The following is an 11,073-nucleotide window of genomic DNA, read 5'->3' as shown; positions in this document are numbered from 1 at the left end:
ACCGGGTCTTCGTCGGATACCTCGGGCAGCAGGGACGGGAAGTAGCGGATGTTCTCGTTGAACAGGTCGAGGATGGAGGTGATCCACCGTTCGCCGAACCACACCCGCGGTCGCACGCCCTGGGTCTTGAGCTCCTCGGGCCGGGTATCGGTGGACTGCGTGAACAGTTCGATGCGGGTTTCCGACCACAGCTGGTGGCCGAAGAAGTAGGGCGAGTTGGCGGCCAGCGCCAGCTGCGGACCGGCCAGCACCTGGGCCGAGTTCCAGTTGGCGGCGAAATCATCCGGCGCCAGCTGCAAGTGCAATTGCATGCTGGTGCAAGCGGATTCGGGGGCGATGGATGCGGCATGCCAGCTCAGCGGCTCCGGGCCGGTGATATTGATCGGGATGTCTCCGCCTCGGGCTGAAAAGATCGAGTCATTGAGGGCCGCGTACCGCATCGATTCGCTCATCCAGCCGTCGTTCAAATGATCGGGCATCAGCGTGGGCAGGATGCCGATCATCACGATGTGGGCCCCGCTGGAGTTGGCCTTGGTCTCGGCATCGTTCAGGCTGGCGCGTACGTCCGCCTCCAGGTCCAGGCCGGTGTGTCCGGGCAGCGGCCTGGGGGGCACATTGAATTCGATGTTGTAGGCCCCTAATTCGGTCTGGTAAGCGGGATCTGCGATGGCGTCCAGCACGCACCGGTTCGACATGGCCGGCTGGTAGTCGGCGTCGACGAGGTTGCACTCGATCTCCATGCCGGTGAGCGGGCGGTCCGAATCGAAGCGCGACTGGGCGAGCATTGTCTCGAAGACGTCCAGACACAGCCGCACCTTGCGCCGGTATTCCTGCCGATGTGCGCCGGTGTACGTGGTGCGCTTGACCTCTTCGCCCACATCGCCGATGCAACAGGTTTGCCGGCGGTAACGCAAGGGCAAGCCGGGTAATCGCAGATCCGCCGACCGGGTAGACCATCATGGACGATGACATGCTGTGTCGGACGTCACCCTAGGAGGGCAGTTGGCCGAGTCCCCCGATTTCGTAGCCGCGATCGACCAGGGCACCACCAGCACCCGCTGCATGATTTTCGATCACGACGGCGCCGAAGTGGCTCGCCATCAGCTCGAGCACGAGCAGATCATGCCCCGCGCCGGTTGGGTCGAACACGACCCGGTCGAAATCTGGCAGCGTGCCTCGTCGGTGCTGATCTCGGTGTTGAACAGGACCAACCTGTCTCCAAAAAACATTGCAGCCCTCGGAATCACGAATCAACGCGAAACCACGCTGGTGTGGAATCGGCACACCGGAAGGCCCTATTACAACGCGATCGTCTGGCAGGACACCCGCACCGACCGGATCGCGTCGGCGCTCGACCGAGACGGCCGCGGTCAGGTGATTCGCCGCAAGGCGGGCCTGCCGCCCGCGACCTATTTCTCCGGCGGCAAGCTGCAATGGATGCTGGAGAACGTCGACGGGGTGCGCGAGGCCGCGCAACGCGGTGACGCTCTCTTCGGCACCGCGGACACCTGGTTGCTGTGGAATCTGACCGGAGGTCCGCGGGGTGGTGTGCACGTCACCGATGTGACCAATGCCAGCAGGACCATGCTGATGGACCTGGAAACGCTGGACTGGGACAACGAGCTGTTGTCGTTCTTCTCCATCCCGCGTGCGATGCTGCCGGCCATCGCGCCGTCGTCGCCGCGGCAGCCCTACGGTGTCACGCTGGAGGCCGGGCCCGTCGGTGGCGAGGTGCCGATCACCGGAATCCTCGGTGACCAACATGCGGCGATGGTGGGTCAGGTGTGTCTCGGCCAGGGGGAGGCGAAAAACACCTACGGCACCGGCAACTTTCTGCTGCTCAATACCGGTGAGACGATCGTGCGATCGGACAACGGCCTGCTGACTACCGTCTGTTACCAGTTCGGGGACGCCAAACCCGTGTACGCACTTGAAGGTTCGATCGCGGTCACCGGCTCGGCGGTGCAGTGGTTGCGCGATCAGCTGGGCATCATCAGCGGCGCCGCGCAAAGCGAGTCGCTGGCTCGTCAGGTCCCCGACAACGGCGGGGTGTATTTCGTCCCGGCGTTCTCCGGGTTGTTCGCCCCGTACTGGCGATCCGATGCCCGCGGCGCGATCGTGGGGCTCTCGCGGTTCAACACCAACGCACACCTGGCCCGCGCGACGCTGGAGGCGATCTGTTACCAGAGCCGAGATGTGGTTGATGCGATGACGGCGGATTCCGGTGTGCGCCTTGAGGTGCTCAAGGTCGACGGTGGTGTCACCGGCAACGACCTGTGCATGCAGATTCAGGCCGACGTGCTGGGCGTGGACGTGGTACGGCCGGTGGTCGCCGAAACCACCGCGCTGGGCGCCGCCTACGCGGCGGGTTTGTCGGTCGGGTACTGGGCCGATCCGTCCGACCTGCGGGCCAACTGGCAAGAGGACAAGCGCTGGACACCTTCGTGGAGCGACGACGAGCGCGCCGCCGGATATGCGGGTTGGCAGAAGGCGGTGCAGCGGACCCTGGATTGGGTCGACGTGTCCTAGAGCCCCGGACGCCGCGAGCGCGCGTGTCTGTACAACGACACGCCGGTTTTGCCGGCATTTTGCGCGCGCTCGCGGCGCGGGGGGTTACGCGATCAGTCTTCGCCGAGGATGCCGTAGATCTCGCGCCTCGCATTGTTGATGATCTCGACGATGCGCTGCTGCTGTTCGGCGCTGGCGGTGTGCGCGGATTGCGCGACCGCGCCGAACAACTGGCCGATGGCCGCTCGCAGGTTGACGTGGCCCGGGTCGGCGCCTTCGGCAATCTCGTCCCACGGCGGGGTCTCGACCTTCTCGGCTGCCGCGCGGCCCTCGTCGGTCAGTTCGAAAAGCTTCTTGCTGCCTTCGGTTTCACTCGCGGTGATCAGGCCTTCATCGTCAAGCAGCTGCAGCGTCGGGTACACCGACCCGGGGCTGGGCCGCCAGATTCCGTTACTGCGTTCGGCGATCTGCTGGATCATCTCGTAGCCGTGCATCGGCCGCTCGGCGAGCAGTACCAGGATGGCCGCCCGCACGTCACCGCGGCGTCCGCGGCCCGAGCCGCCCCGACGCGATCCGCCGCGACGGCCGCCCGGGCCGAAGCCGAAGCCCGGACCGAAGCCCGGACCGAAGCCAGGGCCAAATCCCGGACCGAAGCCGGGGCCAAAACCTGGGCCGCCGGCGTGTTCACGAAGGTGTTCGCGGAATTCCCGTCGGGCCTGCCGCCTGGCGTCGTGCAAGGCACGCCGCTGCGCGGGGCCGGGACCAAAGCCGAATCCGAAACCCGGCCGGCTGCCGAATGGTTCGTCGGGGGGAGTGAATGGGTTGCTCATTGTTGTGTTCCTTACGTCTTGTGTATGCAACGCACCGGTCGTGCGCTCCGCTATATCACGATATATCGGAAACTAACGCGATGCAACGAGATATCCCCGCGCGGCCGGTCGCGGGGGCCTGACCTGCGGAAACCGCAACGGCGGTGCATTCTCAAACGCGACGCGACGCCGCGGTTTGCATCCATCAGGCGGCGGGTACGCACTCCGTGATGAACGCTGACAACAACGTGCAGGTCGGCACGGGAACCCACAGCGCGGCTGCATCGGCGCAGGGCGATAGCCGCGGCCGCAACGTGTGGCCCTGGGTCAACTGGGGGTTGGCGCTGTCGCTACTGCCCGCCGCCGCCATTGTGATGCTGTTCGCACTAGGCGCGGTGATGAGTACCGACGGCTGCAGCGATCGCAGTTGTCCCAACCTGGGCCACGGCGGGATCAACTTCGGCGTCGCGTTCTACGGCGCGCCGGCGGTGGCCTTGGTCGTCATCGTCGTATCGCTTGTCACCGCAAAGCGCCGCGGCGGGATCGTGGTTCCGCTGTGCGGATGGGCGCTGTTGGTCGCCGACGTCGTGCTCATGGCGGCGAGCGTTTCCGGCTAGCAGACGATTCAGTGAGGCGGCGCGAAACCGCCGGGTTGCGATGGTCCCTGCCCCGGCCACGGGACCGCCTGCGGTTGGTGCGACGGTCCCGGTGGCCCCGGTGGCCCTGGCGGCGCACTTGGCGGACCGGGTGATGGCCACGGCGCCGGCCCCGACCGGGGAGGCGTATTGGGGCGCAGTCGCGCCAGTTCGCGGCGGTGCCGTTCGGCGAGAACTGCGGCGAGCACCAGCTCCGGCGGGGCGCCGGGTGGGGGCGGCGGGGCGATGCGGGACACCACGTCACCGGCGATGCGGTATGCCATCTGCTGGCGCAACTGGCGATCGAGTTGCGTTGCGCGGGACAGGAATTGGCGTGCGACTTCGGCTTGGCCGGCGTTTAGGCCCGACAGTTGCAGCGACGACGCCCACCACGCCAACGAAGGCGGCATCATCGGCGGCGGCACCGATCGGGGCCCGCGCTCGCTGATTACCACTGTGCCGGCGAAGATGTCGCCGATGCGCTTGGCTTTCGGCGACAGCATGCTGCAGATGACGGCGGGGCTCCCCGCCAGCATCCAGATCTCCACCACCGACGCCAGGGCGCGGAATAGCACCTGCCGGAAACGTTCTGGACCACCGTCGTCGGACACAACTCGCAGGCCCATCACGATCTTGCCCACCGACCGCCCCCGTGTGGCGGTTTCGAATGCCAGGGGATATCCGACAATCACCAGCACCGTGAAGATGAGCAGGATGGCGGTGCTCAGCGCGGAGTCGAATTGGGTCAGGGTGGCTGCCCACAACATCAGCCCGAGCACGTAGCCGACGAAGATCACCGCGATGTCGATCAGCGCGCCCACGGCTCGCACCGGCAACTGGGCGATCTGCACATCGAGCACCACGGCGTCCCCGGTCACCACCTCCGACATAACACTGAACGTACAGGTTTCTGGGGCGCGATTAGGCTGCCCAAGGTGGACGTCGACGCATTCGTGCTGACCCATCGCGGTACTTGGGACCGGCTCGACCAGTTGATCAAGAGGCGCCGGTCACTGACCGGCGCCGAAGTCGACGAGCTTGTCGAGCTCTACCAGCGGGCGTCCACTCATCTGTCGATGCTGCGGTCGGCGTCGTCGGATTCGTTGCTGATCGGTCGGCTCTCGAGTCTGGTTGCGCGTGCCCGCTCCGTGGTGACCGGTGCGCACGCACCGTTGAGCAGTACGTTCACCCGGTTTTGGACGGTGTCTTTTCCGGCGGTCGCCTACCGTGCGTGGCGGTGGTGGCTGGGCACGGCGGCGGTGTTTTTCGGCGTGGTGGTAATCATCGCGTTGTGGGTGGCCGGCAGTCCGGAGGTGCAGTCCGCCGTTGGAACACCAAGTGACATAGAGGAATTGGTCAACCACGATGTCGCGTCGTATTACAGCGAACACCCCGCCGCGGCGTTCGCCTTACAGGTTTGGGTGAACAACTCCTGGGTTTCCGCACAGTGCATCGCGTTTTCCGTCCTGCTGGGTCTGCCCATCCCGATTGTGTTGTTCAACAACGCCGCCAACCTGGGACTGATCGCGGGGCTGATGTTCCAGGCCGGCAAGGGCGGCATCCTGCTGGGCCTGCTGGTTCCGCATGGGCTGCTGGAGTTGACGGCGGTATTCCTCGCGGGGGCAACGGGGATGCGGTTGGGATGGTCGGTGATATCGCCCGGGGACCGGCCGCGTGGACAGGTGCTTGCCGAACAGGGCCGTGCCGTGGTGTCCGTCGCCGTGGGACTGGTGGGGGTGTTGTTGGTCTCCGGGTTGATCGAAGCGTTGGTGACGCCCGCACCGTTGCCGACGTTCGTCCGGGTCGGCATCGGGATCATCGCCGAGGTCGCGTTCTTGACCTATATCGTGTACTTCGGTCGTCGCGCGGTGAAAGCCGGTGCGACTGGCGATATCGAGGATGCGCCCGACGTGGTCCCGACCCGGTAAGCCGCATCGACGGCGCGACTGTGAATTCCGCGACGCAACACACCGGAGAAGCGTCGCGAGATTCACACTCGCGACGGCGAAAACTAAAGCTGACCGGTGGCTTTCATCGCCAGGTAGCGGTCGGCAAGGGCGGGCGCCAGTTCGGACGGCGGGGCGTCAACGACTTCCACCCCGCTGCGGCGCAGCCGCGTGGCGATCGCGCGGCGGTCATTGCGGGATCGTTCGGCGGCCGCCGCGTCGTACACAGCGGCCGCGTCGGATCGCCCGGCTGCCATCTGGTCCACCCGGGGGTCCGCGACCGCGGCGATCAGCAGGTGGTGCTTGGCCGACAGCTGCGGCAGGACCGGAAGCAGGCCCTCGTCGAGCGCGGTCGCGTTGAGGTCGGTCAGCAGCACCACCAGCGACCGTCGCCGGGTGCGCCGCAGAACGGCCGCAACCATTGCGCGCCAATCGGACTCGACAAGCGCCGGCTGCAGCGGGGCCATCGCCTCGACCAGCTGGGCGAGCAGTTCGGTTCGCGACGCGCCGAACACACCGGTTCGGCTCACCCGGTCGTGGGCGAGGAAGTCGACATGGTCCCCGGCCCGCGACGCGAGGGCGGCCAGCAGCAGTGCGGCATCCATCGCCCAATCCAGCCGGGGCCACCCCGCCGGATCGGCGGCGGTCGGGTCCACGCCGACGCGACCCGCCGCCGTGCGCCCGGTGTCGAGCACGATCACCACTCGCCGGTCACGTTCGGGTCGCCAGGTGCGGACCACGACGTCGGCGCGGCGTGCGGTTGCGCGCCAGTCGATCGAGCGCACGTCGTCGCCGACGACATACTCGCGTAGCGAGTCGAATTCGGTTCCCTGCCCGCGAATCAGCGTCGGCAACAGCCCGTCGATCTCCCGTAGCTTGGCGAGCCGCGACGGCAAGTGCTTGCGTGACAGGAACGGCGGCAGCACCCGGACCTGACCCGGCACCGACCGCGAACCCTGCCGTCCCGCCAACCCCAGCGGCCCGATCGACCGGGCCGTGACCACGGCCGCGCGCTGATCGCCGCGGCGAACCGGCCGCAGGTGGGTCTGGACGTGCTCACGTTGCCCGGCGGCGATGTTGACGGGATGGGTGCGTGGCTCGGCGCGCGCGCTGGGCGGCCAGGCGTCGCGGATTTGACCGCGGAAGCGCCGGCGGCCGTCGTTGTGAATCAGCAAGCCAACGTTCACCTGCTGGGCCAGTCGGGCCGAGCTGTCCGGTGAACGGACATAGCGCAATGTGCGGGTGCTGGCCGCCAGCCCGGCGTCAATTACCACCATTATCGACAGCAGCACTAGCAGCACCAAGAAAGCCCTTGCCGGCCAAGGTGATGCAGCGATGGGCAGGACGCAGATCAGCGCCACCAACCCGGTGCGTCCGGTCAGGATCACCAGCGGGGCACCGGAACCGACGCCAAGATTCCGTCGAGCACACCGTCGGGCGTGGCTCCCTCGAGCTCGGCTTCCGGGCGTAGCATCACCCGGTGCCGCAGCGTCGGGCGGGCCATGGCCTTCACGTCGTCGGGCGTGACATAGTTACGGCCGGACAGCCACGCCCAGGACCGGGCGGTGCCCAGCACTGCCGTTGCCCCGCGCGGCGACACACCCAGCTGTAGTGCGGGGGAGGAGCGGGTGGCCCCGACGATGTCGACGATGTAGCCCAACACCTCGTCGGCGACAAGTACTTGTTGCACCGCTTGCCGGGCCGCCGCCAGCTCGGTGGGCCCGGCGACCGGCTTGATCGCGGACAGATCGCGGGGATCGAAGCCGTGCGCGTGCCGGCCGAGGATGGCGATCTCGGAGTCGCGCGACGGCAGCGTCACGTTGAGTTTGAGCAGGAAGCGATCCAGCTGGGCTTCGGGCAACTGGTAGGTGCCCTCATATTCGATCGGATTCTGGGTAGCGGCGACGATGAACGGGTCGGGCAGCGGTTTGGGTTCGCCTTCCACGCTGACCTGGCGCTCTTCCATCGCCTCGAGCAGAGCGGCCTGGGTCTTGGGCGGCGTGCGGTTGATCTCGTCGGCCAGCAGCAGATTGGTGAACACCGGACCAGGCCGGAACACGAACGCGGCGGTGCGCGCGTCGTACACCAGCGAACCCGTGACATCGCCGGGCATCAGGTCGGGGGTGAACTGGATCCGCTTGAATTCCAGTTGCAGTGCGGCCGCCAGCGCCCGGACGAGCAGCGTCTTCGCCACTCCCGGAACGCCTTCCAGCAGCACGTGGCCGCGACAGAGCAGCGCGATCACCAGGCCGCTGACGACCCCCTCCTGTCCGACGACGGCCTTGGCGAGCTCGGCGCGTAACGCGAGCAGCGCATCTCGTGCCGATGCCGAGGCCGGTTCTGAGATCGGGGTCTGGGCGGGAGACGGTTGTGTCACGTGTGTGTGACCTGCCTTTCGATTTCGTCGAGCGCACGCGCAAGTTGTAACAGGTCGTTGTCGGTGGCCGGGGGCGGGCCGAACAAGTGGTAGGACACAAATCCCGCGTCGGCCCCGCTGCGCTGGGCCGCGGTCGTCACCACCGCCGGCGCCGACGCGCCCGGGCCCAGGCCGAGCCGCGGCAGCAGCCGCTGCAGTGTGGCGGTGCGCAATGCGGCGGCGGCGCGATCGCGCGCCCGGCGGGACCGGTAAAGCCGGCCGCGGCCCTCCACTGTCTCCGACGCGCGCACCACGACGGGCAACTCGTCGGCCACCAGCGGGCCGGGCCGGCGGCCCTTCCACAGTGCGACCAGCAGGACGACCAGCCACAGCTGCCAGACGATCCACGTCACGTTTTCCGGGATCAAGTCGAAAAACGATGCCGGCGTGGGTGTTTCACCCTCGATGCGCCGCGGCGCGTACCAGATGAGGCGGGGCCGGTCACCGGCTAGGTTCATCGCCAGCGCGGCATTGCCGGCCTTCAACAGGCCCCCGTTGGTCATGAAGTCGGTGCTGCCGACCGCCGTGACGGCCCGCCCGTTGTCCCGGAACCGGATCAGCGCCCCGTCGTAACAGCTGGTCATCGCCCGACCATCGGTGGCCTGGTAGGTTTCGCTCGGCCCGAATCGAACCGATCCGGCTCGATTGGCCTCCCGCAGAGCACAATTCGGGTCGCTGTCAAAGGAGTCGCTTGGTGTCGACTTGCGGACGCCCGGCAGCAGTGCCTCACGAGTGCGCGCCGTCGGTTCCACCAACAGGAGATCACCGGGGGCTTTCGCCAGCCGATCCAGCAGCGGGGAGGTCAGGTACTGGCTCTGGGCCACCAGGATCAGCGTGTCGGGGCGCGCCGCGCGTTCGACGTCGGAGATGCTGTCGGCCACGACCACCTCGACGCCGCCGCCGCGCAGCAGCGCAACCAGCGCGTGGGCGCCGTCGGGATCGGTCGATTCCGGATCCATACGAGCGCCGGGCCGAGGTGCGGTCAGGTAGGCGCCGATGCCGGCGATGACGGCGAGCACAACCAGCGTGAGGACCACCCAGCGCCACGACCGCCATCGCCGCGCCCCGACGGTCGCGGCTTCCGCACGTGCCCCCAGAGTCGCCGTCACCGGACCTGCGCCCACGATTCGGTGGCGGCGGGCTGCCCCGCCGCCGACATGGCGGCTGGCATTCGCGACCGCAGGTGGTCGTCGAGGTCGGCGATCATCTGGTAGGCGGCCTGGGTCCCGGGCCGCTCGCCGTAGGTGACATCGTTAAATGCCGTTGCCGCCTGCGACAATTCGCCGCCCAGATGGGGTAACGCCGCGCCGGCGTCCCGGGCCAGCTCGTTGGCGGTGCGGCCGGGTGCCGGCTCCAGTACGCCGGTCTCTTCGAGCTGACGGGCGACGGCACGCAACCGGTGCCGAATCGCTGCCGTCCAATTTCCTTGCTCGGCATAGCTTTGCGCGGTTGCGCGATGCTGGGCCGCGGTGAGCGCGGCGGCTTCGAACAGCAGGTAGTCGCCGCTGCGCTTGGTGCGCATGGTGCGTCGTGCGATGTGAATGGCGACTGCCACCGCGATCGCCAGCAGGATAAGGAGCACCGTGGTGCTGAGCCATCCGCCCGGTATCGAGGCGGTCTTCTGCAACAGCCGGTAAAGCAGTTCGTCGATCCAGTCGGCGAATTGTTGTGCCGCAGAACCCTTGGAATATATCGGTTTGTCGAGTTCGCTTTGTGCGGCCTGGTGCGCGGCATCGCGGTCGATGTCGATGGAAGGCACTGTCAGCTTGTCCTCATACCGGCCGGGTCAGCCAAAGGTTGTCGGTGGACGCGACCGCGTAGGGTCCGCCGGCTGCGCCGGTCTGCAGCACCAGGTCGAAGGCTTCGGCACGCATCCGGCGGTCGGTGTACAACAGCACGATGACTCCGGCGTTGAACGGCGCGGTGATGATCTGGCCGATCGCCGCGCCGACGGATGCGATCGCGGTGCTCAACAGCAGGGCTCCGGTGGTCGGGTTGCCGCCCAGCACAAGCTGGCCGACGATGCTGAACGGCACCGCGACCGCGTTCGCCACCACGGTTGCCACCAGGAACGTCAGCGCGCGGATGCCTAACACCCGCCAGAATCCGTTGCGGACCAGCGCGAAGGATCGGGTGATCGACTCGATGACGGGCAGTCTCTCCAGCACGATCAGCACGGGCGCGAACAACACCACCGTGTACAGGTAGGCCAGCACCGCGATCACGCCGAGCACCAGCGGGAAGCCCAAGACGATCGCCGCCGCCCCGTTGCCGACCGCCGCCAAGAGCCCGATTACCACCGCGACCAAACCGAGAAGGGCCGCCACCACGGCGGCTTCCAGCAGGGCCAGGCCGAGCAGGGGAAGCAGCCGCCCACGAATCTTGGCCCACGTTTCGCCGATGGTGATCGGCGACCCGAACACCGCCCGCCCGACGATGACGGTGAGCATGCCGGACAGCAGCATGCCACCCAGCCAGGTGACCAGGAGGCCGGCGGACATTGATGCCAGCCACGCGCCCACGACGCCCCAGCTCAGTTCGTCTGGCCGTTCGGTGCTGATCCTGCCGTAGGCGGCCAAGGGTCCGATCGTTGCGATCAGCGTGATGATTTGCATGACCACGACCACCATCGCGGTCAGCCCCAGCGTCGGCCTGGGATTGGCCCGGATGTAGCCGACCGCGCCGTTGAAGATGTCGCTCAGGGTCAAGGGCCGCAGCGGGATGATCCCGGGTTTGACCGCTCTCGGAGGCAGCTGGGG

At 67.4% G+C, this 11,073-nt stretch carries 10 protein-coding genes and 1 pseudogene; 3 read left to right on the top strand and 8 right to left on the bottom strand.

Translation table 11 applies throughout. The features are described 5' to 3' along the window. A pseudogene (locus ACLP4W_RS02560) lies at positions 1-878 on the bottom strand (glutamate--cysteine ligase); the annotation flags it as partial. A gap of 97 nt (positions 879-975) precedes the next feature. Between ACLP4W_RS02560 and glpK the strand changes: the two are divergent. Beyond that, complete coding sequence (gene glpK / locus ACLP4W_RS02555) at positions 976-2,529, top strand: glycerol kinase GlpK (protein ID WP_442383822.1); 1,554 nt, start codon at positions 976-978, stop codon at positions 2,527-2,529. A 92-nt stretch (positions 2,530-2,621) separates the two neighbouring features. Here glpK and ACLP4W_RS02550 read toward each other — a convergent pair whose 3' ends face one another. Beyond that, complete coding sequence (locus ACLP4W_RS02550; protein WP_442383820.1) at positions 2,622-3,338, bottom strand: PadR family transcriptional regulator; 717 nt, start codon at positions 3,336-3,338, stop codon at positions 2,622-2,624. 209 nt (positions 3,339-3,547) lie between these two features. Here ACLP4W_RS02550 and ACLP4W_RS02545 point away from each other — a divergent pair, with 209 nt between their 5' ends. Beyond that, positions 3,548-3,934, top strand: coding sequence for a hypothetical protein (locus ACLP4W_RS02545; protein WP_442383818.1), 387 nt, complete (start codon positions 3,548-3,550; stop codon positions 3,932-3,934). Between the two features lie 8 nt (positions 3,935-3,942). Here ACLP4W_RS02545 and ACLP4W_RS02540 read toward each other — a convergent pair whose 3' ends face one another. Then, entirely contained in the window at positions 3,943-4,842 is a 900-nt protein-coding gene (locus tag ACLP4W_RS02540) for an RDD family protein (RefSeq protein ID WP_442383816.1), read from the bottom strand. Between the two features lie 45 nt (positions 4,843-4,887). Here ACLP4W_RS02540 and ACLP4W_RS02535 point away from each other — a divergent pair, with 45 nt between their 5' ends. Then, entirely contained in the window at positions 4,888-5,880 is a 993-nt protein-coding gene (locus ACLP4W_RS02535; protein ID WP_442383814.1) for a stage II sporulation protein M, read from the top strand. Positions 5,881-5,963: 83 nt separating this feature from the next. Here the strand turns inward: ACLP4W_RS02535 and ACLP4W_RS02530 are convergent, their stop codons facing one another. The 5 genes from ACLP4W_RS02530 to ACLP4W_RS02510 form a co-directional block, all read right to left on the bottom strand. Then, positions 5,964-7,286, bottom strand: a complete 1,323-nt coding sequence (locus tag ACLP4W_RS02530; RefSeq protein ID WP_442383812.1) for a DUF58 domain-containing protein — start codon at positions 7,284-7,286, stop codon at positions 5,964-5,966. After that, positions 7,283-8,275 (bottom strand): AAA family ATPase, encoded by a 993-nt coding sequence (locus tag ACLP4W_RS02525; RefSeq protein ID WP_442383810.1) that lies wholly within the window; start codon positions 8,273-8,275, stop codon positions 7,283-7,285. Before ACLP4W_RS02525 ends, ACLP4W_RS02530 begins: the two co-directional genes overlap by 4 nt. Beyond that, positions 8,272-9,411 (bottom strand): DUF4350 domain-containing protein, encoded by a 1,140-nt coding sequence (locus tag ACLP4W_RS02520; RefSeq protein WP_442383824.1) that lies wholly within the window; start codon positions 9,409-9,411, stop codon positions 8,272-8,274. The genes ACLP4W_RS02525 and ACLP4W_RS02520 overlap by 4 nt, the downstream gene beginning before the upstream one ends. 8 nt (positions 9,412-9,419) lie before the next feature. Then, positions 9,420-10,073 (bottom strand): DUF4129 domain-containing protein, encoded by a 654-nt coding sequence (locus ACLP4W_RS02515; protein WP_442383808.1) that lies wholly within the window; start codon positions 10,071-10,073, stop codon positions 9,420-9,422. Positions 10,074-10,086: 13 nt separating this feature from the next. Next, on the bottom strand, positions 10,087-11,073 hold a 987-nt coding region (locus ACLP4W_RS02510), incomplete at its 5' end, for a DUF7847 domain-containing protein (protein ID WP_442383806.1).

The organism is Mycobacterium sp. (genome assembly GCF_052145595.1).
Classification (GTDB): domain Bacteria; phylum Actinomycetota; class Actinomycetes; order Mycobacteriales; family Mycobacteriaceae; genus Mycobacterium.
Note: the sequence above shows the minus strand (reverse complement) of the source record. Positions and strands in the feature narration are given on the sequence as shown.

What these genes read in the sequence shown, in the direction of transcription:
- ACLP4W_RS02540 (WP_442383816.1), bottom strand. Translation starts at nt 4,842, where the DNA reads ATGTCGGAGGTGGTGACCGGGGACGCCGTGGTGCTCGATGTGCAGATC.
- ACLP4W_RS02545 (WP_442383818.1), top strand. Translation starts at nt 3,548, where the DNA reads ATGAACGCTGACAACAACGTGCAGGTCGGCACGGGAACCCACAGCGCG.
- ACLP4W_RS02550 (WP_442383820.1), bottom strand. Translation starts at nt 3,338, where the DNA reads ATGAGCAACCCATTCACTCCCCCCGACGAACCATTCGGCAGCCGGCCG.